General features: G+C 56.4%; 20 protein-coding genes. 8 read left to right on the top strand and 12 right to left on the bottom strand.

Annotation, left to right across the window (positions count from 1 at the left end):
* Positions 1-22 precede the first annotated feature (22 nt).
* Positions 23-433 (top strand): PilZ domain-containing protein, encoded by a 411-nt coding sequence (locus tag AXW11_RS03255; protein WP_036205924.1) that lies wholly within the window; start codon positions 23-25, stop codon positions 431-433.
* Positions 434-479: 46 nt separating this feature from the next.
* Here the strand turns inward: AXW11_RS03255 and AXW11_RS03260 are convergent, their stop codons facing one another.
* From AXW11_RS03260 to gloB, 7 genes are all read right to left on the bottom strand, one after another.
* Positions 480-1,265, bottom strand: coding sequence for an enoyl-ACP reductase FabI (locus AXW11_RS03260; protein WP_036205512.1), 786 nt, complete (start codon positions 1,263-1,265; stop codon positions 480-482).
* Positions 1,266-1,369: 104 nt separating this feature from the next.
* Positions 1,370-2,959 (bottom strand): ABC transporter ATP-binding protein, encoded by a 1,590-nt coding sequence (locus tag AXW11_RS03265; RefSeq protein WP_091643887.1) that lies wholly within the window; start codon positions 2,957-2,959, stop codon positions 1,370-1,372.
* A 1-nt stretch (position 2,960) separates the two neighbouring features.
* On the bottom strand, positions 2,961-3,980 hold the full coding sequence (locus AXW11_RS03270) for an ABC transporter permease (RefSeq protein ID WP_206512174.1): 1,020 nt from the start codon (positions 3,978-3,980) through the stop codon (positions 2,961-2,963).
* Between the two features lie 5 nt (positions 3,981-3,985).
* Positions 3,986-5,071: a microcin C ABC transporter permease YejB gene (locus AXW11_RS03275; protein WP_091643890.1), complete on the bottom strand. Its 1,086-nt coding sequence runs from the start codon at positions 5,069-5,071 to the stop codon at positions 3,986-3,988.
* A gap of 38 nt (positions 5,072-5,109) precedes the next feature.
* A complete protein-coding gene (locus AXW11_RS03280) occupies positions 5,110-6,933 on the bottom strand; it encodes an extracellular solute-binding protein (RefSeq protein ID WP_091643892.1) in 1,824 nt (607 codons plus the stop codon).
* Between the two features lie 25 nt (positions 6,934-6,958).
* The gene (locus AXW11_RS03285) at positions 6,959-8,683 is read right to left on the bottom strand and encodes a lytic transglycosylase (RefSeq protein WP_075195235.1); all 1,725 of its coding nucleotides are present in this window, start codon (positions 8,681-8,683) and stop codon (positions 6,959-6,961) included.
* A gap of 187 nt (positions 8,684-8,870) precedes the next feature.
* Entirely contained in the window at positions 8,871-9,665 is a 795-nt protein-coding gene (gene gloB, locus AXW11_RS03290; RefSeq protein ID WP_091643895.1) for a hydroxyacylglutathione hydrolase, read from the bottom strand.
* 93 nt (positions 9,666-9,758) lie between these two features.
* On the opposite strand from gloB, the gene AXW11_RS03295 reads away from it, so the two are divergent.
* The 4 genes from AXW11_RS03295 to AXW11_RS03310 all read left to right on the top strand — a co-directional run bounded on the left by AXW11_RS03295 (position 9,759) and on the right by AXW11_RS03310 (position 13,731).
* The gene (locus tag AXW11_RS03295; protein WP_085680564.1) at positions 9,759-10,580 is read left to right on the top strand and encodes a class I SAM-dependent methyltransferase; all 822 of its coding nucleotides are present in this window, start codon (positions 9,759-9,761) and stop codon (positions 10,578-10,580) included.
* Positions 10,580-11,026 carry a ribonuclease HI gene (gene rnhA, locus AXW11_RS03300; protein WP_091643897.1) on the top strand — a complete coding sequence of 149 codons (447 nt, stop codon included), beginning with the start codon at positions 10,580-10,582 and terminating at the stop codon, positions 11,024-11,026. The genes AXW11_RS03295 and rnhA overlap by 1 nt, the downstream gene beginning before the upstream one ends.
* 36 nt (positions 11,027-11,062) lie before the next feature.
* Entirely contained in the window at positions 11,063-11,773 is a 711-nt protein-coding gene (gene dnaQ, locus AXW11_RS03305) for a DNA polymerase III subunit epsilon (RefSeq protein WP_036207494.1), read from the top strand.
* 251 nt (positions 11,774-12,024) lie between these two features.
* Entirely contained in the window at positions 12,025-13,731 is a 1,707-nt protein-coding gene (locus tag AXW11_RS03310) for a FimL-related protein (RefSeq protein WP_075195231.1), read from the top strand.
* Between the two features lie 86 nt (positions 13,732-13,817).
* Here AXW11_RS03310 and AXW11_RS03315 read toward each other — a convergent pair whose 3' ends face one another.
* Complete coding sequence (locus tag AXW11_RS03315; protein ID WP_007154761.1) at positions 13,818-14,132, bottom strand: SCP2 sterol-binding domain-containing protein; 315 nt, start codon at positions 14,130-14,132, stop codon at positions 13,818-13,820.
* Positions 14,133-14,363: 231 nt separating this feature from the next.
* On the opposite strand from AXW11_RS03315, the gene sohB reads away from it, so the two are divergent.
* Together sohB and AXW11_RS03325 are read left to right on the top strand one after the other, a co-directional pair.
* On the top strand, positions 14,364-15,428 hold the full coding sequence (gene sohB, locus AXW11_RS03320) for a protease SohB (protein WP_075195230.1): 1,065 nt from the start codon (positions 14,364-14,366) through the stop codon (positions 15,426-15,428).
* Positions 15,429-15,452: 24 nt separating this feature from the next.
* Entirely contained in the window at positions 15,453-16,451 is a 999-nt protein-coding gene (locus tag AXW11_RS03325) for a YhdH/YhfP family quinone oxidoreductase (protein WP_036207484.1), read from the top strand.
* Between the two features lie 179 nt (positions 16,452-16,630).
* Here AXW11_RS03325 and AXW11_RS03330 read toward each other — a convergent pair whose 3' ends face one another.
* The 4 genes from AXW11_RS03330 to metH all read right to left on the bottom strand — a co-directional run bounded on the left by AXW11_RS03330 (position 16,631) and on the right by metH (position 23,127).
* A complete protein-coding gene (locus tag AXW11_RS03330; RefSeq protein WP_036207481.1) occupies positions 16,631-17,134 on the bottom strand; it encodes a DUF934 domain-containing protein in 504 nt (167 codons plus the stop codon).
* Positions 17,127-18,779: a nitrite/sulfite reductase gene (locus AXW11_RS03335; RefSeq protein ID WP_091643900.1), complete on the bottom strand. Its 1,653-nt coding sequence runs from the start codon at positions 18,777-18,779 to the stop codon at positions 17,127-17,129. Before AXW11_RS03335 ends, AXW11_RS03330 begins: the two co-directional genes overlap by 8 nt.
* A gap of 331 nt (positions 18,780-19,110) precedes the next feature.
* The gene (locus tag AXW11_RS03340) at positions 19,111-19,377 is read right to left on the bottom strand and encodes a DUF2970 domain-containing protein (protein WP_036207475.1); all 267 of its coding nucleotides are present in this window, start codon (positions 19,375-19,377) and stop codon (positions 19,111-19,113) included.
* Between the two features lie 42 nt (positions 19,378-19,419).
* Positions 19,420-23,127, bottom strand: coding sequence for a methionine synthase (gene metH, locus AXW11_RS03345; RefSeq protein WP_036207472.1), 3,708 nt, complete (start codon positions 23,125-23,127; stop codon positions 19,420-19,422).
* A 185-nt stretch (positions 23,128-23,312) separates the two neighbouring features.
* Between metH and nfuA the strand changes: the two genes are divergently transcribed.
* Positions 23,313-23,900 (top strand): Fe-S biogenesis protein NfuA, encoded by a 588-nt coding sequence (gene nfuA, locus AXW11_RS03350; RefSeq protein WP_091643902.1) that lies wholly within the window; start codon positions 23,313-23,315, stop codon positions 23,898-23,900.
* Positions 23,901-24,048: the final 148 nt, after the last annotated feature.

Below are 24,048 nucleotides of genomic sequence, written 5' to 3' on the forward strand. Positions count from 1 at the left end.
AAACACTATCGGATAGATGATCATGAGCGATATCGATTACAGTTTTGGCGACTACGAGGATGCTCCGGAATCTGGGGATAACCGTTCCGAGTACCGGCTGGCTGCGAGCGCAAGTGTGACCCTGGAGCTGGAATCACCGATTCCGGATGTCGAGGGGGATCAGTCCGGACGGTCTCTGGTATCACGCACCAGCGATGTCTCTGCCCGTGGTATCCGGTTGACGACCGCAGAACCGGTAACCCAGGGTGCGCTCTTACCTGCCTGGGTCAGTCTGGAGGATGACAATAAGCCGTTTGGTCTGATGGTGGAGGTTGTCTGGTGTCGTGCAAGCACTGAAACCAGTTGGCTGGTGGGACTTCAGATACTGGAGTCGGATGACACGTCCTATCTGGAGTGGGTGGAAGCCGTCGCAAAGGCGATGTCTGAGGGTTAAGTCGTCCCGGCAAGGCCCGAAAGCCCTGCCGGGAAAACCGGGAGCTTCAGTCTTCCAACTCGCCCATGCCGGTAATGTTGAAGCCGGCATCAACGTACATGATTTCACCAGTAATGCCGCTGGCCATGTCAGAACACATGAAGGCAGCAGCGTTACCCACTTCGTCGGTAGTCACGTTGCGGCGTAACGGTGCCCGCCTGGCATTCTCGGCCAGCATACGGCGGAAGCTCTTGATGCCAGAGGCCGCCAGGGTCTTGATTGGCCCTGCCGAGATGGCGTTGACCCGGATGCCATCACGCCCCAGACTGCCGGCCATATAGCGAACGTTCGCCTCAAGGGAAGCCTTGGCCAGTCCCATGACGTTGTAGTTCTGCAGTACTTTCTCGGCACCCAGGTAGCTGAGGGTCAGCAGGGAGCTGTTTTCATGCATCATCTTGCGACCGGCCTGGGCCAGGGCAACAAAGCTGTAGGAGCTGATGTCGTGGGCGATGCGGAAGCCTTCCCGCGTGGTGACGTCCACATAGTTGCCATCCAGCTCGTTGGCCGGGGCGTAACCGACAGAGTGGACAATAATGTCGATGTCGTCCCAGTGCTTGCCCAGTTCGGTGAACACAGCTTCTATTTCGTCATCGCTGGCAACATCGCACGGGAAAATCAGCGAACTGCCCCAGCCTTCGGCGAATTTCTCTACTCGGGATTTGAGCTTTTCATTCTGGTAAGTGAATGCCAGCTCGGCGCCTTGTTTGGCAAAGGCTTCGGCGATGCCATAAGCGATCGAGTGTTTGCTTGCAACGCCGACAATCAGTGCTTTTTTGCCACTGAGTAATCCCATAACGATTCTCCCTGTGTTTCAGTTTAAGGCATTATCCATGAACCGCAGCGGTGCGGGTAACGCTCAATTGGTCGTAGTAATCGGGCGTGGCCTGTCATTGCGCTTTATTGGCTGTAGAACAGGGCCGCCCCAAGCAGTTCACGGGTGTAATCGTGCTTTGGTGTATTGAATATCCCGGCGGCATCGCCGTATTCCACGACCCGACCACTCTTCAGTACCAGCAATTTGTGGCTCAGTGCCCGGACCACGGCCAGATCGTGGCTGATAAACACATAGCTTAGACCATATTTGTCCTGGAGATCCCGCAGCAGGTTAATCACCTGTTTTTGCACCGTCCTGTCCAGGGCAGAGGTGGGCTCGTCCAGAATGATGAGTTCTGGCTGCAGCACCAGCGCCCGGGCGATGGCAATGCGTTGGCGCTGACCGCCGGAGAACTCATGAGGGTAGCGGTGACGGGCCTGTGGGTCGAGCCCGACGTCGGTGAGCGCCTGTATGACCCTTCGGTCCTGTTCTTCGGGTGTTGCCGGTACGTGTATTTCCAGGCCTTCACGCACGATCTCGGCGACTGACATCCGCGGGCTGAGGCTACCGAATGGGTCCTGGAACACAATCTGAATACGGCTGCGCCATGGCCGGAACTGCTTCTGGTCGAGCGGACCGAGTTCTTCGCCGCTGAGCCGAATACTGCCGCGACTGGAAGTGAGCTTCAGCAGTGCGTGGCCGATCGTGGTCTTGCCACTTCCGCTTTCACCAACGATACCCAGGGTTTCGCCTTCGTTGAGCGAGAAACTGACGTCGTCGACCGCCTGAAACCACGACTGAGGCCGACCAAACAGGCTTTTGCGAGTAACGAAGCGCACATCAAGGTTGTTCACGTCCAGCAGCGACTTGTTGTCGACCATGGTGCCCGACGGCGAGGCCGGTGGTTCTGCGTCCAGCAAGCGACGGGTATAAGCATGCTGTGGCTCTTCAAACAGCTGCGCTGTCGGCGCTTCCTCGATCAGTTGTCCCTGCTCCATCACCACGACATGGTCTGCATAGCGCCGCACGATGGACAAGTCGTGGGTGATCAGCAAGATCGCCATGCCCAGCTTTTGTTGCAGGTCTTTTAACAATTCCAGTACCTGCTTCTGGACAGTGACGTCGAGTGCTGTTGTCGGCTCGTCTGCGATCAGCAGGTCCGGCTCGTTGGCGAGGGCCATGGCAATCATTACGCGCTGCTTCTGGCCGCCGGAGAGCTGATGAGGGTAGCTCGTCAGGCGCTCTTCAGGCGAGGGGATGCCGACCAAATCCAATAGTTCCACGCAACGGGCACGAGCCTGTGGGCCACGCATCCCCTTGTGCAGTGCCAGGGTTTCACTGATCTGCTTTTCCACCGTGTGCAATGGATTGAGCGAGGTCATTGGCTCCTGGAAAATCATGCTGACGTGACGTCCGCGGATCTGTCGAAGGCGTTTCTGGCTGGCCTTCAGCATGTCCTCTCCCTGGAACAGGATCGCACCTGAGGGATAACTGGCGTGGCGTTCGTCGAGCAGTCGGAGGATGGACAGGGCGGATACGGATTTCCCGGAGCCGCTTTCTCCCACCAGGGCGACGGTTTCACCATTGTCGATACTCAGCGACAATCGATCCACGGCCTGAATGGTGTCGTCAAAACGTATGGACAGATCCCGGATTTCCAGCAGTTGCGACATATCAGTTCTTTCTCGGATCGAAGGCATCACGGACGGCTTCACCGACAAACACCAGCAGCGTCAACATGATGGACAGGGACACAAACGCCGATATACCCAGCCACGGGGCATGGAGGTTGGATTTACCCTGGGCGATCAGCTCACCCAGTGAGGGTGACCCGGACGGTAGGCCAAATCCCAGGAAGTCCAGTGACGTCAGGCCGGTTATGGCACCGGTCAGGATGAACGGTAGAAAGGTGAGGGTGGCCACCATCGCGTTGGGCAGGATATGGCGGAACATGATCTTGCGGTTGCCCAGACCCAGGGCTCTCGCGGCCTTAACGTATTCGAAATTGCGGGCGCGCAGGAATTCCGCGCGAACCACATCCACCAGCCCCATCCAACTGAACAACAGCATGATGCCCAGCAGCCACCAGAAATTAGGTTGCACGATGCTGGACAGAATAATCAGCAGGTAGAGCACCGGAAGCCCTGACCAGACTTCGATAAACCGCTGCCCCAGCAGATCAACCTTACCACCGTAGTAGCCCTGGATAGCACCCACAACCACGCCCACGATGCAGCTGAGAATGGTCAGCACAAGCCCGAACAGGACGGAAATGCGGAACCCGTAAATCACCCGCGCAGCCACATCCCGGCCCTGGTCATCGGTGCCGATCCAGTTTTCAGCGCTGGGTGGGGCCGGAGATGGTACCTCAAGGTTATAGTTCGTGGTGTTGTAGCTAAAACGAATGGGGGGCCAGATCATCCAGCCATTTGCTTCGATTTCATCGGCGATAAACGAATCGCGGTAGTCGGCTTCGGTGGGCAGAAACCCGCCGAACGTCTCCTCGGGTACACTTTCCACGATCGGAAAGTAAACATCCCCTTTGTAGTAGGCGACCAGTGGCACGTCATTCGCAATCACCTCGGCGATGAGTGAGAGCCCAAAGAGGGCCAGAAATACCCACAGGGACCAGAAACCACGACGGTTGTTGCGGAAGTTGCGCAGTCGCCGTTGCTGGATGGGAGAGAGCGTCACCATACCTACGATCCCTCCCGGCTTTCGAAATCGATGCGGGGATCCACCAGAACGTAAGTGATATCGCTGATCAGCTTCAGTACCAATCCCATCAGCGTGAAGATATAGAGGGTGCCGAATATCACCGGATAATCCCGGTTCAACGCTGCCTCAAAGCCCAGTAATCCGAGGCCATCCAGGGAGAAGATCACTTCAATCAGCAATGAGCCTGTGAAGAATAGCGACACAAGCACGCCGGGAAGGCTGGCAATGACGATCAGCATGGCGTTGCGGAACACATGCCCGTAAAGCACCTGTTTCTCTTCCAGACCCTTGGCCCTGGCGGTCACCACATACTGCTTGCTGATCTCATCGAGGAAAGAGTTCTTGGTCAGCAGGGTGAGGGTGGCAAAGCCACCGATGACATTGGCCGTTACAGGCAATGCGAGGTGCCAGAAGTAATCTCCGATTTTCTGGTACCAGGTAAGTTCATCGAAATTGGACGACGTCAGCCCCCGCAGCGGAAACCAGTCCAGATAACTGCCCCCTGCGAACAGGACGATCAACAGTATCGCAAACAGGAAGCCTGGTATGGCGTAACCCACCACGATGGCAGAACTGCTCCAGACGTCGAATCGCGATCCGTCGGTGACCGCCTTGCGGATGCCGAGGGGGATCGAGATCAGGTAGATGATCAGGGTGGACCACAACCCCAGGGAGATGGACACCGGCATCTTGCCCAGAATCAGTTCGATCACCGAGCGGTCCCTAAAAAAGGACTCGCCAAAATCAAAGGTGGCGTAATCCCCGAGCATCTTCAGGAATCGCTCGTGGGCCGGCTTGTCGAAGCCGTACATAACCTCTATTTCTTTGAGCAGCTCTTCCGGCAGGCCACGGGAGCCGCGGCTGTCGCCACTTGAGGAGGTAACCTCGCCGCCGGCACCACCGCCGCTGGCCCGGGAAAGGGCGCTACCACCGTGCCCCTCGGTTTCCGCAATCAACTGCTCAACGGGACCGCCAGGGGCGGCCTGAACAATGACGAAATTGAGCAGCATGATCCCGAGGAGGGTGGGGATTATCAGCGCAAGGCGCCTGAGGATATAACTGCCCATTCAGCGGAACTCCGTCAAAGTTGTATCAGAGATCTGCGTCATTGGTCAGTGCTTTTTACCCACCAGTTGTTGATGTCCACACCGTTTTTGGGAACCGTCTCCGGCCGTTGAAGGAACGACCAGTAGGCGATCCGATCCTTGGCCAGGTACCAGTTTGGAATCACGTAGTGCCCATGCAGCAGCACACGGTCCAGCGCCCGCGTACGATGAACAAGCTCCTCCCGGGTAGGCGCCTGGATGACCAGGTTGACCAATTCATCCACCACCGGGCTATCCACCCCCATATAGTTGCGCGAGCCCTTCACATCGACATTGGAGGAATGCCAGTACTCCCGCTGCTCATTGCCAGGAGAGTCGGACTGGCCGATGCCCTGGACGGTCATGTCGTAGTCGAACTCACGAAGGCGCTGGATGTACTGGTTGGTATCCACCAGGCGTACGGACACATCAATGCCGAGTCTTTCGAGGTTGTTCTTGAAGGGCAGCACCACCCGTTCAAAGGTTTTCTGAAAGATCAGGATCTCGAAGGCCAGGGGATTACCGGTTTCCCGGTTCACCATGGTGCCATCCCTGACCTCATAGCCGGCCTCCCGTAACAACGTCAGGGCTGTACGGAAGTTATCGCGAAGCCCGCCTTTACCCGCCGTCGAAGGGGGTTGATACTCTTCATTGAATACATCGTCGGGCAATTGATCGCGGTAAGGCTCAAGGACCTCCAGTTCGCGGCCTTCGGGCAGTCCTGATGACGCCAGCTCGCTGTTCTCGAAGTAGCTTGAGGTACGGGTGTATTGCCCGAAGAAAAGATTTTTGTTGGCCCATTCAAAGTCAAACGCGTAAGCCAGCGCTTCCCGTACACGAGGGTCGCTGAATACCTGGCGGCGGGTGTTCATCGCGAACGCCTGCATGCCGGCAGGGCGGCCATGTTCTACGGCTTCAGTTTTAACCTTGCCGGAGTCAAACTGGTTACCGGTGTAGGCGGTGGCCCAGTTCTTGGCCGAGGACTCTACCCGAAAATCGAAATTACCGGCACGGAAGGACTCCAGGGCGACGGTGTCATCCTTGTAGTAGTCATAGTGAATTTCATCGAAGTTATACCGCCCCTTTCGCACTCCGATGTTCCTGGCCCAGTAATCCTCCACCCGTTTGAAGGTGATGGAGCGGCCCGCCTCGAAGTCGCCAATGCGATACGGGCCACTGCCAACGGGCGGTGTCAGACCGTTGTCGCCAAATTCACGATCTTTCCAGTAATGACTTGGAAGAACGGGCAGTTGGCCAAGAATCAGTGGCAGTTCACGGTTGTTGGTGTCACCAAACTCGAAGCGGATAGTCCGCTCGTCTTCGATGATTACCTCGGACACGTCTGCATAATAGTTGCGATAGAAAGGATGGCCTTTGGTGGTCAGAACATCGAACGAAAACTTCACGTCCTTCGCGGTAATGGGTTCACCATCCTGGAACCGGGCTTCATCACGCAGATGAAAGGTCACGTAACTGCGGTCTTCCGGGGTTTCAATAGACTCGGCAATCAGGCCATACGCGGAAAAGGGTTCGTCCGCCGACGGTTCCATCAGCGTATCGTATAGGTATGTGTTAATGCCCGCAGCGGCTACACCGCGAATAACGAAAGGGTTAAAGGTGTCGAATCCGTTGGCCACCACGGCCATTCGAAGGACGCCGCCCTTGGGCGCCCCGGGGTTAACGTAGTCAAAGTGCGGGAAGCCTTCGTCGTATTGGGGATCGCCGTGCATGGCGATGCCGTGACGTACGTCCGGCTCGGCTGAAGCTGATTGCCATGGGAGGAGAACCATGGCGGTAACGGTCAAAACACTGATGAGGGATGAGGCTTTCCGTGTTCTTGTCATAGATCTCGCACGTTTCGGTTCAGACTCAGGGGCTGTTTCTTATGTCGACATAGAGTACCAGACTTTGCCCGGGCTGAAGATAACGTGAGGTGTTGAGGTCGTTCCAGCTTGCGATGTCTCTCACATTAACCGCAAACCGGCTGGCGATGGTCGACAGGGAATCTCCTTTGCGGACCTGATAGCCCACCTTGCGTACCATGCCTTTGCCACGATTGGTGCTGGCCAGCATGGCGGGTTGTTTCGACTTGGACCAGATGACGAGTTTCTTGCCGGGCATCAGAGGATCACCAGGTGCCATGCCATTCCAGGACGCCAGCTGGCGAACGGACACCCGATGCTCGCGGGCAATATCCCAGAAGGTGTCCCCGGAGCGAACTTTGTAGTCAACTCGGGTGCCATTGGCGTTCTTGCCGCTCCGTTCCTGCTTTCTGGCGAGTCGTTCACTGGCGCTCAGGGAATAGGTGCCCGCCTGTTCGGCAGCAGAGGGAATCATCAGCCGTTGGCCGATGCGAATGATGTGACTGTCGAGGTTGTTGACCTGCTGTATCACCGAGGGTGTGGTGGAGTAGCGTTTGGCAATGGTGCTCAGGGTGTCGCCAGATTCCACCTTGTAGTTCCGCCAGGAAACGCGCTTCGCCGGATCCATGCCCTTGAGGGCCGTAGCGAAGGTTTCAGCTTGGTCGCGGGGAACTAGCAGACGGTGGGGACCATCCGGTGATGTCGCCCAGCGATTGTACGAGGGGTTGAGCAGGTAAATCTCGTCGATATCGACACCGGCCAGTTCCGCTGCCTGGGCCAGATCGAGCTGCGAACCGGTGTCGACGACTTCAAAGTAGGGCTCGTCGTCCAGCGGGGGCAGTTCGATGCCGTGGGCCTGTGGATCATCAAAGATCTTCGCCAGGGCGATCAGTTTTGGGACGTAATGGCGAGTCTCCCGAGGCAGGTCGAGGGACCAGTAATCCGTTGGCTGATTGCGCTTGCGGTTGCGGCGCATGGCGCTGGAAACCGTGCCCCCACCACTGTTATAAGCCGCAAGTGCCAGCATGTAGTCGCCGTCAAATCGCGTTGCCAGTCGGTCAAGGTACGTCAGCGCCGCGTCGGTGGCAGCAATGATGTCGCGGCGATCGTCATGCCACCAGCTTTGGGTCAGGCCAAAATACTTACCCGTGGAAGGAATGAATTGCCACAGGCCGGCAGCACGACCGTGGGAGTACGCAAACGGATCGAAGGCGCTCTCCACCACGGGCAGCAGGGCCAGTTCCGTGGGCAGCCCGCGTTTCTCGGCTTCGGAAACAATATAGTGCAGGTAGCGGCTGCCACGATCGACGACTCGGTCAATGTAGCGCGGGTGCTTTTTGTACCAGTTCAGTTGCGCCTGGACCCTGGGTTCGCTGGCATCGTGATCCAGCGCGAAGCCTGCCCGCAGGCGGTGCCACAGGTCCGGTGTGGCGTCATTCTCTTCCGCGATCTTCTGGTCAGGATCGTCCAGCTTTTCCCTGGCGTCTTCCGCGGTTTTCTTGAGCGTTGGGTCGATGGCGTCGTCGAGCTTCGTCCGGGACGCGCGGCCGGTTGATTCGTCACCAGGCGAGGACTCAATCGCTTCTTTAAGCTCATCGTCACCGGCGGCCACGGTCAGTTTTTCTGAGGCCAGTACGTCACTTGATGGAGACTCTGAGAAAGGATCAAGAGCGCTGCAGCCACTGGCAAGTGCGCCAAGGAGAAACAGGGTGGAAAATCGCGAGACCGTCATATGACTACTTCCGGTGGCTGGTCGACGCCGGGGTGAACTGTATGAAAACCCGGCATATTTAATGAGTTATGACACAAAAGTTTCACGGATTCTATTGGAAGGCTTTTCGGGGGGTCAACAAGACTCGCGTTACGTCATTGATAGAAATTGTTACCCGCCTCTGAGCGTATCCTTTAGAACGTGTCCTTTAGAATGTGTCTTTGCCGTGCCTTGTGGCTGCGAACACGTCGTTGTCCGATTCGACGGCCAGGCCCGCTTTCTGAGCGTATTGGTGCGCAGCTTCGATGACCGCCTTGTCGTCCCAGCGCAGGAAAGGGTTAAGTTGCTTTTCCTCACCAAGGATGGATGGAACGGTGGGCATGCCATCTTCGCGACGTTTCTGGCAGCGGGCTTCGAAATCCCTGAGCGGCTCGTCATCAGGTAGCCAATGACGGGCGAATTTAAGGTTGGCTAGTGTGTATTCGTGGGCGCAATACACGGCTGTGTCGTCTGGCAGGCCCCTAAGGCTTTCCAGCGAGCGTTTCATTTGCTCTGGAGACCCTTCAAATAGGCGTCCACAACCGCACACAAACAGGGTATCGCCACAAAACAGGACCGGACGGTCGTTGACATGAACGTCGGTATAATAGGCAATGTGGTCGAGAGTGTGCCCGGGAACACCAAGGACACTGAATGTGAGCTGTTGCCAGACCACGTCATCCCCGGGGTGCACCTCACTGGTGGCGCCCTTGAAGGGAGAATTCGCCGGGCCGATGATTCTGCAGTCGGATACTGTTCCGGCGAGTTTGCTCACGCCGCCAACATGGTCAGGGTGGTGGTGGGTCACCAGGATGGTGTCCAGTTCCAGTCCGTTGTCTGCCAGGAACTCGATGACCGGCTCCGCCTGCCCGGGGTCCACGATCAATGCCTTACGGTCCTCACTGTTGGACAGGCACCAGATGTAGTTGTCATTGAAGGCTGGAATAGCGTTAATGGTCAGCATAGGCTCCACATGTGCGATACGAGTGTGACTGTTATCATAGAGTATTAATCCCGGTGCCCCAACACCGGAGAAACGAACCAGGGGAACGCAGCAATGAGCCCAACAGGTGACGTTGACTATCCCGCCCGACATGACAGCTTCGAGAGCTGGTTCCAGACGCCCCTGGGCCGTTCACTGCTGGCTGACCAGCGCGCCTGCGTTGAGCGCCATGTTCGCGCCCTCTCCGGTGCGAGACAGTTGCAGGTTGCCGTCAGTCATCGCCTGCCACTGGCCAGTGGGACGGATTTTGCCCAACGTGTTCTGACGACGCCGAACTGGCAGTCTTCCATTCCCGACGGTGTGGCGGTCTGCGATGCCGATGAGTTGCCCTTTCCCGGTGACTCCATGGACCTGGTGATTCTCCACCACACGGCGGATTTTTCGCCGCATCCCCACCAGGCTTTGCGAGAGGCCTCCAGGGTGCTTAGGGGGGAGGGCATGATGGTGCTGATCGGGTTTAACCCGTTTAGCCTTTGGGGCGTGAGGAAACTGGTTTCCAGGCACCATGAAGGCCCCTGGGGTGGTCGTTTTCTGATGAAGGGACGCATGGAGGACTGGCTCCGGCTACTGGACTTTTCTGTGGAGTCCTCGGGCTCCTCGTTTTTCCAGGTTCCGCTTCAGCGGGCGGCACTCGCAGAGCGCAGGGGCCTGATGGAAAGGGTGTGCGGCAACCGTTTCCTGCCGGTGGGGGCTTATTACTGTATCCTTGCCAAAAAACGCGTTTACTCCAGGTTACAACGGAGACCAGCCTGGCAGGGGCAGAAAGTCATTGCCTTGCCAGGACGGGGCGCAGTGGGAGCTTCCCGTGACTACCCGGCGCGCCCCGAAAACGGTCGGTGCGCCATACTGAAACACAAGCATGTCGAGGAGTATTGATGGCCGGTAAGGTTGTTCTCTATACCGATGGCGCCTGCAAGGGCAACCCTGGGCCAGGAGGCTGGGGCGTTGTTCTGAGGTACGGCGATGCCAACAAGATGTTGCACGGTGGTGAAGCGAATACCACCAATAATCGCATGGAGTTGATGGCTGCGATACAGGGTTTGAAAGCGCTCAGGCGCGCCTGCGACGTGGAACTTTATACCGATTCCCAATATGTCCGTAAGGGCATCACCGAATGGATGACGGGCTGGAAGCGAAACGGTTGGAAAACATCCGCAAAGAAGCCGGTCAAGAATGAAGATCTCTGGCGGGAGCTGGACAATGAGGTGGCCCGCCACAAGGTCAATTGGCATTGGGTGAAAGGGCACTCGGGCAATCCTGACAACGAGCTGGCAGACGAGCTGGCCAATCGCGGTGTGGAAGAACTGGCGAACGCCGGATAACAACGGCGTAACCAATGGGGTAACCATAGGAAAACCATGAGACAGATTGTACTGGATACGGAAACCACCGGTATCGACCCGACGGAAGGTCACCGGATTATCGAAATTGGCTGCGTTGAGTTGATGGAACGTCAGATTACCGGTCGGCACTATCACGTCTACATTAACCCGGAGCGGGAAGTGGAGGCGGAAGCCATAACGGTTCATGGCATCACCAACGAGTTCCTGGCGGACAAGCCAAAATTCGCCGAAATAGCCGACGAGTTCTTTGAGTTCATAAAAGGGGCCGAGCTGGTTATTCACAACGCGGCGTTCGATATTGGATTCATGGATTCCGAATTCGCCCGTCTGAAGCCTGTTCGCAGGACGACTGAACATTGCGGCGTGGTGGACTCCCTTGCCATTGCCCGCAAGAAGCATCCCGGCCAAAAAAATAATCTGGACGCCTTATGCAAGCGTTACGGGATCGACAACAGTAATCGCGAGCTGCACGGCGCTTTGCTGGATGCGGAAATCCTTGCTGACGTCTATCTTTTGCTGACTGGCGGGCAGACAGCACTCTCCCTGGATGCTGGCGGTGACGAAGCTGGCGGTGAGGGCGGTATCCGTCGCCTGGCGGATAATCGCAATCCGTTGCCGGTACCCAGGGCCAGTGACGATGAGCGCTCCGCCCACGACGAATTCATGGCATTGCTGGCAAAGCAGGCCGGTACAACTGTATGGGATAAGCTTACAGCTGAAGAATAAGCCGAGCTAAGCAGAATATTCTTTTGGCAGTGCGAACTGTGTGTCGCGCTGTACGTTTTGTTACATTCCTGCTTTCTTGAGCTACTTGAGTTTTGTGTTATAAGTAATGATAAGTTCGCGAGTTTTCGCGAACTTTTTATTTTAGCCGGGAAGGGTAAATCTGGCTCATAAAGTGATTCTTCAAACAACCGAAAAGATCACATTCCAAGAACAGGACGCGGTAGTTTCCGCATAATTTACAGGAAGCGTTTATGGTTCAATCGTCTCTGGCGACGAAATCACAGTCATTTGATCTGGTCAAAAGTGAGATTGAGCAGACCATCAGACAGGCAGAGTCCAGCCTTGAACGCTTTCAGGAAAACCGTGAAAGCGGTGAGGATCTGCAGAACTGTGTGGATTTTCTGAATCAGCTCCGCGGTATTTTCATTCTTGTCGAACTGCGTGCCGGCACTCTGTTGTGCCAGGAAGCCGTCAGTATGGCCAATGATGTTCCCGTTGGCGCCAACGATGACAAGAATATCCTCCTGACGACTCTCAATAGCGCATTGTTCATTTTGCGCCGTTATGTTGAATACTATCATCAGCAACGTGCGGACCATCCGGAGCTGCTGCTGCCGGTTATCAATGATCTGCGCGAAGCCCGCAAGGAAAAACCCTACCCGGAATCCTGTTTCTTCGATGTTGATGTCAAGGAACGGCCGGACTTCTGCTCGGGGCTTTCTCTTCAGACGTTTGACGGTAACGAAGCGGAATACGAGATACTGGCCCGCCGTATGCGTTTGACGTTCCAGGTCGCGCTGTTGGGTGTGCTTCGTGAAAAGAACGATGTGGTGAGTAAAAAGTTGTTTGGGCGGGCGGCGCGTGGATTTGCTCGGCTTTGCCAGGGGCAGCCCATGGGGCAGATGTGGTGTCTGGTTGCCATTGTGGCGGATACCATGCTTGATCGGGTCATGGGGTTCAGCAAAGCCCGCAAGCGCATGTTCATGCGTATCGAGAAATATTCCCGTGAAGTCGTATACGTCGGCAAGGTGGCCACGGCCAAGGATGCGCCGGATTCTCTCATTCGTGATCTGGTGTACCTGCTCTATAGAAGTGGATCGGCAAATCCCGAGGTAACCTCCGTGTTGTCAGCTTATCGACTGACGCCCGCGGAATTCCCGGACTCCATGCTTGATGCCCATGCCCGTCGTCTTTATGGCCCGGGCACCGATGTTCTCAAATCGTTGTCGACGGCGTTGCAGGACGAACTGAATCAGCTCAAGGACAAGCTGGACATTGTTGAGCGCGGCATCGAGCCGGACCTGGCGGAGTTGTCCTCCATTGCAGATGCGCTTGAGCGCCTTGCCAATACACTGGTGATGCTGGATCTCAACCAGCTGGGAACCATGGCCCGGGGTGAGGCCGTGAAGTTGCGGACCTGGGAGGAAGAGAGTCGCCTGCCAGCGGACGATGAGCTCTACAAGCTGGCCGATTCCGTATTGGGTATCGAGGACGCCGTGATGCAAATCGTGGTTCGTGGCATCACCTCGGAAACCGACGCTCTTGCTGGTGGGCAGCGTACCCGTGAAGAATCTCTTTACCTTCAGGAAGCCACCTACGTGGTGGCCGACGAAGCGAAAAGTGCGCTGACCCTCGCAAAACGTGCCATCACGGCGTTCATCGAGTCCGACTACGACAAGCTCCACCTCGCCAACCTGCCTGCTACGTTGCACAGTATCTGGGGTGGTCTGCACATGCTGGACGATCCCGGCGCGGCCTCGGTGTTGGAGCGCGTGGCGGCGTCCATTCAGGAACGATTGCTGGATGCCAGGGAAGCGCCTCAGGCTCAGGTGTTGGAAGCACTGGCGGACGCACTAACGTCCCTTGAGTACTATATAGAGAGTGTAGGCAGGCGCGAAGATCGAAATGCTGACCTGTTGAAGCTGGCGGAATCCTCATTGGAGGACGTGGGGCTTTAGTCCTGTTGCGTTATTCAATGGCCATAAAAAAACCTGCCGTTTGGGCAGGTTTTTTTATGGCGTTCAAAGAGCGATCAGCCTATCGATCAGCCCATGTTGAACAGCTCGCCCAGCTTGGTTGCCAGCATCATGTCGCCTTCAGCGCGCAGCTGACCGGCCATAAAGGCTTGCATGCCATCGGTTTCGCCGGAAACGATGCCCTGCAGGGTTTCGGAGTTCATGATCAGGGTGACGGAAGGATCGTCATGGGCGCCTTCAGCCATCTTGCAGGTGCCATCCTTGATAACCAGGTGATAGGTCTTGTCGTCCTCGATGTCGAACTGGAATACCAGATCCAGGCCTTCAGCTGCGTCCGCGTTAAAATTTTGTTCGAGTTTCTCGAATATCTGAGCTACAGACATTATTTTACCCTTATTGATGGTTGTCGTGGCGTATTGACGGCTTCTGGTTCCTGGCCTTTCGCCTGCATGGAAGCCCGGGTGAGCCGACGTAGCCATTCGACTTTAGGGTTAGACATTACTGGTGTCAAGCTCGATCGAACGCTTGTTTTAATTTGTTATTGGTTCTATGGCTTGTACCTCAGGGCACCTCGGTTACAATCGAGCGCTCAAGAATAATCCTGGAGAAGCAACTTGGAATTTCTGACAGAGTTCGGTTTGTTTATTGCGAAAACGGTCACCCTCGTGGTGGCGCTTCTGGTCATTGTCTCAGTGGTTTTATCCGCTGCCCATAAAGACAAGGACGATCAGGGGAGTGACGGTGAGCTGCGGGTTCGCAAACTCAACGAGAAATACCGCAAGCTGAGGGAGTCACTTCAGGCCAAACTGCGCAGCGATTCAGAGCGCAAGGCTTTTGAGAAAACCCGTAAAAAAGAAGACAAGGCCAAACAGAAAGCCGAGAAGGCCAAGCGCAAATCCGGTGATGCTGAGGAAAAACCCCGTCCCAAGGTGTACGTGCTGGACTTTGACGGCGATATCAAAGCCAGCGATACGGACTCTTTGCGCCGCTCGATCACAGCGGTGCTCAGCGTTGCGGAGCCCGAAACCGATGAAGTGGTGATACGTCTCGAAAGTGGCGGCGGCCTGGTTCACTCTTACGGACTCGCGGCTGCCCAGTTAGACCGTATTCGCGCCAAGGGTATTCGGCTTACGGCCTGCGTGGATAAAGTCGCCGCCAGCGGCGGTTACATGATGGCGTGCGTGGCTGACCGGATTGTCGCGTCGCCATTTGCGATTCTCGGGTCCATTGGTGTTGTTGCCCAACTGCCCAACTTCCATCGTTTCCTCAAGAAAAACGACGTCGACTTCGAAATTCTGACCGCTGGTGAGCACAAGCGCACCATGACCGTATTCGGCGAGAACACGGATAAAGGCAGAACCAAATTCCTTGAAGACCTTGAGGATACCCACGTGTTGTTCAAAGAGTACGTGGGTGAACGCCGTCCGGAACTGGATATTGCCGCCGTTGCAAACGGCGATATCTGGTTTGGCCGCCGCGCGCTGGAGGTCAAACTGGTGGACGAGATCAAGACCTCCGACGAATATCTCATTGAGGCCTGTGACAGTGCAGACGTAATCTCGGTAGGTTTCCAGCGCAAACGCACGTTGCCGGAAAAGCTTGGCCTGGCCACCAGCGCGGCACTTGAACACACCGTATGGCGGGTACTGGGCGCATTCCGCAACCAGAAAATCCAGTAAACCTACAGTAACGGGAACAGAGTCATGACAAACGACACCGAATTCAAGGCATGGCGCGTTCAGGAGCAGGACGGCGAATACGAGGGCTCTGAGCAGACGCTGCACGTATCCGATCTGCCCGAAAACGACGTCCTGATCAAAGTCAGTCATTCGTCCCTGAACTACAAGGATGCCTTGTCGGCCTCCGGCAACAAGGGTGTTACACGTAACTTCCCCCACACTCCTGGCATCGATGCTGCCGGGGAAGTCGTAGAAGCCTCCTCCGGCTCCTTTTCAGCCGGCGACCAGGTACTGGTAACCGGCTACGACCTGGGCATGAACACCGACGGCGGCTTCGGCGAATACATCCGGGTACCGGCCGAGTGGTGTGTGGCAATGCCCAAGGGCTGGAGCGCCCGCACCGCCATGATATACGGCACGGCCGGCCTTACGGCGGGTCTGTGTGTACAAAAGCTATTGACCATGGGTGCCAGGCCTGAGCAGGGCAAAGTCGCTGTCAGTGGTGCCAGTGGCGCTGTCGGCAGCGTAACGGTTGAGCTGCTTGCAAGCCTCGGCTTCGAAGTCGTGGCTATCAGTGGCAAACAAGACCATGCCGATGCACTCAAAAACCTTGGTGCCACGGAAGTGCTGGGGCGCGAAGCTCTGGCAGCCGAAAAGAAGCCAATGCTGAAACCCGCCTATGCCAACGCCGTGGATACCGTTGGCGGTGGTCCACTGGCGGAATTGCTGAAGCAGATCCACCCAGGCGGGTCCGTTTCCTGCTGCGGTCTGGTCGCCGGGCCACAACTGGAAACCACCGTTCTGCCGTTTATCCTGCGGGGTAACAACCTGCTGGGCGTGGATTCGGTTGAAATTCCGCTGTCGGACAAACAGTCAGTCTGGGACAAATTTGCCGGTGACTGGGCGTGCAAAAAGACAGAAGCTTCGGCGCGGGACATCGGGCGTGGAGAGCTGGATGGCGCTTTGAAGGCGTTCCTGAAAGGGGAGTCATCCGGGAAGATTGTTCTCGACCATTCCAAGTAAGGAACGACGAGACTTCTCAGAGGCGGGCTTCTAAAAAAGTCCGCCAGAACGAAGAGGGAGCTGATTATCAAAACTGTGCGGAGCCATGGATGGCGGAGCCCAAGCCGAACAGGACGTCTTGAGGCGTGTTTTGGTAATCAGCTCCCTCTTTGTTCGTCTGGGGAGTAAAAGACTAAGAGTCAGGAAGCCCGACGACGAAACAACGGCTCGTCCGTATCCGTCGCCGCCTGATACCCCTGGGTAAAGAAGTTCAGGCAACGAGCTGCCTTGTTGATATCCTTGTCGGCGCGCAGTACGTACGTGTCAAAACCGCACCGCTTCATAAACTGCAGCTGATCAAGAAGCACATCACCGACCGCACGAAGTTCGTTCCGGTAGCTCAGGCGCTCCCGAAGCAGCCGCGCGATACTGTAACCGCGGCCATCGCTGAACTTCGGAAAGTTCACCGCAATCACCGGCAGCTCATTGACCACGCCAGCCAGAATCTCCGGCTCATCATGGCTGTCGAGCCACACACCGATATCATCACGGTCTTCAAAGTGCTCCTTGCCCGCCAACCAAAGATCGGCCGGAATCAGGGCAGGTTGTTCGGGAACATCCAGAGACTCCCCGTCTGCTGGCCTTGGCACAACAACCCAATCGTCCTGACGGATACTTCCGTCACTGGTGATCACATCAGGCATAAACCCGCTCCTTGAATGGCTCGATGCCAATACGGCGATAAGTATCCAGGAAAGGCTCTTCCTCGGTCCGGTTATCGACGTACACATTAATGATTTTCTGCATCACTTCCGGCATATCTTCCCGGGCAAAAGAGGGCCCGAGAATCTTGCCAATCGCGGCATCGTGATGGGAGGAGCCGCCCAGGCTGATCTGGTAGAACTCCTGACCCTTCTTGTCGACGCCAAGGACGCCAATGTTGCCCACATGGTGGTGACCACAGGCGTTCATGCAGCCGGAAATGTTCAAATCAATGTTGCCGATGTCGTACAGGTAGTCCATATCATCGAACTGGCGCTGAATGGACTCCGCCACGGGAATAGACTTCGCATTCGCCAGGGCGCAGTAATCGCCACCGGGGCAGCAGATAACATCGGTCAGCGTATTCAGGTTCGCCGTGGCAAAGTCCATCGGTGTGATCGCTCGCCACAGCTCAAACAGTTGGTCTTTCCGGACATCCGCCAGAACCACGTTCTGCTGGTGCGTCACCCGTACTTCACCAAAGCTGTACTGGTCCGCCAGGTCAGCAATCTGTTCAAGCTGGCGATCACTGACATCGCCCGGCGGTGTGCCGGTTTTCTTCATGGTCAGTGTCACAATGGCGTAGCCAGGGTTCTTGTGGGTATCCACGTTGTGGCTGATCCACTGATCAAACTCGCGGTTCTCGAATCGTTGGGTCGCCAAAGCGTCCTTCACATCCGGAACCTGCTGGTAGTCCGGCTCGGTGAAATACCCTTTGAACTGCTCAATGGCTTCCTGGGTCAGGCGGGTGGGGGAGTCCTTGATGTGGGACCATTCGTCTTCCACCTTCGCCGCAAAGCCTTCGGGTGTCAGCGCCTTCACCAGAATCTTGATGCGGGCCTTGAATTTGTTGTCCCGGCGACCGTAACGGTTGTAAACACGCAGCACGGCTTCAAGATATGTGAGCAGGTCCAGCTCCGGCAGGAAGTCACGGATAACCGGGCCTACCATCGGCGTACGTCCAAGACCGCCGCCCACGTGAACACGGAAGCCGAGTTCACCCTGATCATTGCGCACCATCTGCAGGCCGATATCATGCACCTGGATAGCAGCGCGGTCGGTATGTTCGGAGGCGTTGACGGCCACTTTGAATTTGCGCGGCAGAAAAGCGAATTCCGGGTGGAAGGTAGACCACTGGCGGATGATTTCGCAGTAAGGGCGCGGGTCGGTGATCTCGTCAGCCTGCACACCGGAAAACTGATCCGTGGTGGTGTTGCGAATGCAGTTGCCGCTGGTCTGGTTGGCGTGCATTTCCACTTCCGCCAACTCGGCCAGGATATCCGGTACGTCTTCGATTTCCGGCCAGTTGAGCTGAACGTTCTGGCGGGTTGTAAAGTGCGCATAACCTTTGTCATAGTCACGGGTTATGCGTGCCAGGCGGCGAAGCTGGGTAGAACGGAGCATTCCGTACGGAACCGCGATGCGCAACATCGGGGCAAGACGCTGTACATACAATCCGTTCTGAAGTCGCAGTGGAAGAAACTCGTCTTCGCTCAGCTCGCCAGCCAATGCTCTCTCGGTCTGGTCACGGAATTGTGCAACGCGCTCGGCAGCCATCTGCCGGTCGTGTTCGTCATAAACATACATAGTGGAACGTCCTGCTGAAACGCTGGAAATACGGCTTTAGTGCCATTTCTTGCGTGGGAGAATATCACCGTGTCATTATTCTTAAAATGATTATTTCCAAATATGTTTATCGACTAAGGTGATATAGAAAGCCAGATATTGCTGGACTGATTACAATTTCCCGCCTAGATTTAAAGAGGCGTGTGCGACAAAACAGATAATAACGACATAGCGAGGAAAGAGTATGAAGAAGACCGCGAGAACCGACAGTCAGGCCGACGCCGTTGCCGCCGTTTTACTGGTAATGCTGGTCGTTGCCTTCGCCGTAGTCTGGGTATCCGGGCAGTAATCGCTACTGGCCGGCAAGCACCAGCTTGACGACCACCACGAGGGTAACAACGAAGCCGACCGTAAACAGGATGCCGGCGATGATGTACGGCCAGGGACTGTGGCTTGAGAAATCCTCCTCACGGCGCTTGTCGGACTGAACGCCGAGTGCGCCGGCAAGGATGCTCTGCATCACCTTGAGAACCCCCGGTCCTGCCTTCGCTTTCTTTGCCGATTTGGCAGGCTCGGCAGGCTTGTCGGGTGATTGCTCGTTTTCGTGTTTATCCGTCATGCTTGGCTTCCGCTGGTGTGTGAAGGCGGACACCGGCGGTGATTATTCCGCCGGGTCGTACGCAAGGCTGGGCGCCAGCCATCGCTCTGCTTCGGCCTTGGATATTCCCTTTCGTGTTGCGTAGTCTTCAACCTGATCCACGCCAATCTTACCCACCGCAAAATACTTTGATTCGGGATGGGAGAAATACCATCCGGAAACCGCCGCAGTCGGGAACATGGCAAAGTGCTCGGTCAGTTCCAGTCCAGCGTTTGCCGGTGCGTCGAGCAGGTCGAACAGGGTGGCCTTCTCCGTGTGGTCCGGGCAGGCGGGATAGCCGGGCGCTGGCCGGATGCCCCGGTACCGTTCACGGATCAGGTCGTCATTTCTGAGTGCCTCGTCTTCGGCATAACCCCAGAATTCCTTCCGTACCCGTTCGTGCAGGTGCTCGGCAAAGGCTTCCGCAAGACGGTCCGCCAGGGCCTTGACCATGATGGCGTTGTAATCGTCGTTGCGATCCTTGAATTCCAGTGAAAACTCTTCCGCGCCGATGCCAGTGGTTACAGCAAAGCCGCCCACGTAATCCACGGGGCCGTCACCTTCCGGCGCTACAAAATCCGACAACGTCATCATTGGCTTGCCCGGTGCCTTGTCATCCTGTTGGCGCAGATGGTGCAGGGTGGTGAGTTCCTTTTCCCGGGTTTCGTCGGTGTAGAGCACAATATCGTCGCCGCGACGGTTGGCTGGCCAGAAGCCGATCGCCGCCTTGGCGGAAACGCGTTTCTCGTCGATCATCTGCTGAAGGATTTTTTGACCGTCCTCAAACAGCGTTCTGGCGGCTTCACCGCGCTTTGGATCATCGAAAATGGCGGGGTACTTGCCGGACATATCCCAAGAGATAAAGAAGGGCGTCCAGTCGATGTAGTCCACCAGTTGCTTCAGATCATAGGTTTCAAAGGACCGTACACCGGTGAAGGCTGGCTTCGGCGGCTGGTAGTCGTCGAACTGGATTTCCGGGGCGCGGGCTCGGGCCTCCTTCAATGAGACCAGCTTGGTACGTTCCCCGCGGTTTTTACGGCGTTCCCGAATTTCGTCGTACTCCGTGCGTGCACCGTCCACCAATGCGGGTTTGGCGGTCTTGCTCAGTAGCTGGGAGGCCACGTTCACGCAGCGCGAGGCATCGGATACATACAGAGCGATGTCGTTTTTGTACTGGGGTTCGATCTTTACCGCAGTGTGAGCCTTGGAAGTGGTGGCACCACCGATCATCAGCGGGATGTTGAAGTCCAGCCGTTGCATTTCCTTGGCAACGTGGACCATTTCATCCAGCGACGGCGTGATCAGGCCGCTGAGGCCGATAATGTCGACGTTTTCCTTCTTTGCCACGTCAAGGATCTTGTCGCAGGGCACCATCACGCCGAGGTCGATGACCTCATAGTTGTTGCACTGCAACACCACACCCACGATGTTCTTGCCGATATCGTGTACGTCCCCTTTGACCGTCGCCATCAGGATTTTGCCCTTGGCTTGCTGATTGCCGGATTTCTCGGCCTCGATATAGGGAATCAGATGGGCCACCGCCTGCTTCATAACGCGGGCGCTTTTGACCACCTGGGGCAGGAACATCTTGCCGTCGCCAAACAGGTCGCCAACCACGTTCATGCCGTCCATCAGCGGGCCTTCAATAACCTCGATCGGGCGGGCGGCGCGCTGCCGGCAGGCTTCGGTGTCTTCAATGATGTAGTTGGTTATACCCTTGACCAGGGCATGCTCCACCCGTTTCTCAACCGGCCACTCGCGCCAGGCCAGGTCTTCTTCCTGGGTCTTGCCGCCCTTGCTGCGATAGCGCTCGGCAATTTCCAGCAAGCGGTCGGTGCCGTCGTCACGGCGATTGAGCACCACGTCCTCAACCAACTCTTTCAGTTCCGGATCGATCTCGTCGTAGATCACGAGCTGGCCGGGGTTGACGATGCCCATGTTCATGCCGGCCTTGATGGCGTGGTACAGGAACACCGAGTGGATGGCTTCACGCACGGCATCGTTACCGCGGAACGAGAACGACACGTTGCTGACACCGCCGGAGATAGACGCATGGGGCAGGTTGTCGCGAATCCAGCGGCTGGCGTTGATGAAATCCACCGCGTAATTGTTGTGCTCCTCGATACCAGTGGCGATGGCGAAGATATTGGGGTCGAAAATGATATCGCCGGCGGTGAAGCCGATACCGACGAGGAGATCGTAGGAGCGCTTGCAGATCTCCGTTTTACGTTCAAAGGTATCCGCCTGGCCGTCCTCATCGAAGGCCATGACCACGACGGCGGCGCCGTAGCGCATGCAGTCACGGGCACGCTTGAGGAACTCATCCTCGCCTTCCTTCAGGCTGATGGAGTTCACCACTGCCTTGCCCTGTATGCAGCGCAGGCCGGCTTCGATGACCTCCCATTTGGAGGAATCAATCATGATCGGAACGCGGGAGATGTCGGGTTCCGAGGCGACCAGATTGAGGAACGTCACCATGACGTCCTTCGAATCCAGCATGCCCTCATCCATGTTGATGTCGATGATCTGGGCACCGTTTTCTACCTGGTCGCGGGCGACGCTGAGGGCCTCTTCGTACTGCTCCTCTTTGATCAGCCGCAGGAATCGCTTGGAGCCCGTCACGTTTGTGCGCTCACCCACGTTGATGAACAGGGTGTTCTCGTCACCCGTAAACGGTTCAAGGCCGGACAGCCTCAGCGCGGGTTTCTGCTCTGGTATCTTTCGTGGCGGGTATTTGGAAACCGCTTCCGCGATGGCTTCGATATGGTCCGGGCGTGAGCCACAGCAACCACCGATGATGTTCAGAAACCCGTCACGGGCAAAGCCTTCAATAATCTCCGCCATTTCTTCCGGCGTCTGGTCATACTCGCCGAATTCGTTCGGCAGCCCGGCATTGGGGTGGGCGCTGACGTAGGTCGTCGATTTATTGGCGAGCTCTTCCACGTAGGGGCGCAGGGCGTCGGCACCGAGGGCGCAGTTCAGACCGACTGAAACAGGCCTGGCGTGAGATACGGAATTCCAGAATGCCTCGGTGGTCTGGCCAGACAGGGTGCGGCCTGAAGCGTCGGTAATAGTGCCGGAAATCATGATTGGCAACTCAATACCACTGTCGATGAAGTACTGCTGGGTGGCGTAGATCGCAGCCTTGGCGTTCAGTGTATCGAAAATGGTTTCGATCAGGATAAGGTCAGAGCCGCCTTGAACAAGGCCTTCCACCGCTTCGTAATAATTGTCGACCAGGGTCTGGAAATCGACGTTGCGATATCCAGGGTTGTTAACATCCGGTGAAATGGATGCAGTGCGGGATGTCGGGCCAACCGCACCGGCCACGAAACGCGGCTTCTCCGGGTTGCGGGCGGTGAATTCGTCCGCGATTTGGCGCGCCAGTTTTGCCGCTTCAATATTCAATTCCTTCGCAATCGATTCGAGACCATAGTCGGCCTGCGACAGCTGGGTGGAGTTGAAGGTGTTGGTTTCAATAATGTCAGCGCCGGCGTCAAGATAGTCCGCGTGTATATTGCGGAGCAGGGCGGGCTGGGTCAGGTTCAAAAGGTCATTATTGCCCTGAACCTCACGGTCATAATCGGCAAACCGGTCGCCACGGAACGCTGCCTCGTCCAGTTTCAGGTTCTGGATCATGGTGCCCATGCCGCCATCAAGGACGATGATGCGTTCTTTCAGGGCGTTGCCAAGCTGTTCCAGGCGGTCCAGGCGAGCGTTGTGGTCGGTCATATCAATTACTTCCGGAAGTCGTTTTTGTCTCAATGGCGCGCGATCATAGCAAAAATGGCGGTTGTCGTCCCACGGCCTCATGATGTTGATCAATGGACCGATTAAAGTCTGACTATTTTACTTGGTCTTTCATGTTGCAGCGATCTCACTTAAAATAAAGGAACACTTTCAAACGGGTTGCAACTATGGCATTGGTTACGGTGACAGATCCCGCTCGGGATTACCTTGCACAACTTATCGAAAAACAGGATGTGGAGGGCATGGGTGTCCGTATTTTTGTAACCCAGCCCGGCACCAAGAACGCCGAGACCTGCCTTGCCTACTGCCCGCCGAACGAAATTGTACCGACGGACGAGCAGGTTGATCTGGGCAAGTTCACGCTGTTTCTTGATCACAATTCGGTGCCGTTCCTGGAAGAAGCCTTTGTGGACTACTCCAAGGACCAGATGGGCGGGCAGCTGACCATTAAAGCGCCTAACGCCAAGGTGCCCAACGTTGATGAGAACGCGCCCTTGCCAGATCGTATCCGGTATATCCTGGCGTCGGAAATCAATCCCAACCTCGCGGCTCATGGTGGCGAAGTGTCCCTGGTGGAAGTAGCCGAGGAATCCATTGCCGTTCTGCGATTTGGCGGGGGTTGCCAGGGTTGCAGTGCGGTGAGTCTCACACTGAAGCAGGGTGTTGAATCGACGTTGAAAGAGCGTGTTCCTGAGATAACGGCCGTTCGCGACGTTACCGATCATACCTACACAGAAAATGCTTACTATCAGTAAGATAAGGCATGTTCTAAAAGTATGACATGAAGCCGGCCGATGCCGGCTTTTTTGTTGTGCGCCAGGCATGGCGCGTAGCGCCTTGACGGGCGCTGTTCCGGTACAGGTGGTGCTGGCCGGATGACTTGGGGGTGCAAGTCCCCTGTGG

This window comes from Marinobacter sp. Hex_13, assembly GCF_001566815.1.
Classification (GTDB): Bacteria; Pseudomonadota; Gammaproteobacteria; order Pseudomonadales; family Oleiphilaceae; genus Marinobacter; species Marinobacter salarius.

Coding starts and splice junctions, on each gene's coding strand:
- AXW11_RS03255 (WP_036205924.1), top strand. CDS start 23: ATGAGCGATATCGATTACAGTTTTGGCGACTACGAGGATGCTCCGGAA.
- AXW11_RS03260 (WP_036205512.1), bottom strand. CDS start 1,265: ATGGGATTACTCAGTGGCAAAAAAGCACTGATTGTCGGCGTTGCAAGC.
- AXW11_RS03265 (WP_091643887.1), bottom strand. CDS start 2,959: ATGTCGCAACTGCTGGAAATCCGGGATCTGTCCATACGTTTTGACGAC.
- AXW11_RS03275 (WP_091643890.1), bottom strand. CDS start 5,071: ATGGGCAGTTATATCCTCAGGCGCCTTGCGCTGATAATCCCCACCCTC.
- AXW11_RS03280 (WP_091643892.1), bottom strand. CDS start 6,933: ATGACAAGAACACGGAAAGCCTCATCCCTCATCAGTGTTTTGACCGTT.
- AXW11_RS03285 (WP_075195235.1), bottom strand. CDS start 8,683: ATGACGGTCTCGCGATTTTCCACCCTGTTTCTCCTTGGCGCACTTGCC.
- gloB (WP_091643895.1), bottom strand. CDS start 9,665: ATGCTGACCATTAACGCTATTCCAGCCTTCAATGACAACTACATCTGG.
- AXW11_RS03295 (WP_085680564.1), top strand. CDS start 9,759: ATGAGCCCAACAGGTGACGTTGACTATCCCGCCCGACATGACAGCTTC.
- rnhA (WP_091643897.1), top strand. CDS start 10,580: ATGGCCGGTAAGGTTGTTCTCTATACCGATGGCGCCTGCAAGGGCAAC.
- dnaQ (WP_036207494.1), top strand. CDS start 11,063: ATGAGACAGATTGTACTGGATACGGAAACCACCGGTATCGACCCGACG.
- AXW11_RS03310 (WP_075195231.1), top strand. CDS start 12,025: ATGGTTCAATCGTCTCTGGCGACGAAATCACAGTCATTTGATCTGGTC.
- AXW11_RS03315 (WP_007154761.1), bottom strand. CDS start 14,132: ATGTCTGTAGCTCAGATATTCGAGAAACTCGAACAAAATTTTAACGCG.
- AXW11_RS03325 (WP_036207484.1), top strand. CDS start 15,453: ATGACAAACGACACCGAATTCAAGGCATGGCGCGTTCAGGAGCAGGAC.
- AXW11_RS03330 (WP_036207481.1), bottom strand. CDS start 17,134: ATGCCTGATGTGATCACCAGTGACGGAAGTATCCGTCAGGACGATTGG.
- AXW11_RS03335 (WP_091643900.1), bottom strand. CDS start 18,779: ATGTATGTTTATGACGAACACGACCGGCAGATGGCTGCCGAGCGCGTT.
- AXW11_RS03340 (WP_036207475.1), bottom strand. CDS start 19,377: ATGACGGATAAACACGAAAACGAGCAATCACCCGACAAGCCTGCCGAG.
- metH (WP_036207472.1), bottom strand. CDS start 23,127: ATGACCGACCACAACGCTCGCCTGGACCGCCTGGAACAGCTTGGCAAC.
- nfuA (WP_091643902.1), top strand. CDS start 23,313: ATGGCATTGGTTACGGTGACAGATCCCGCTCGGGATTACCTTGCACAA.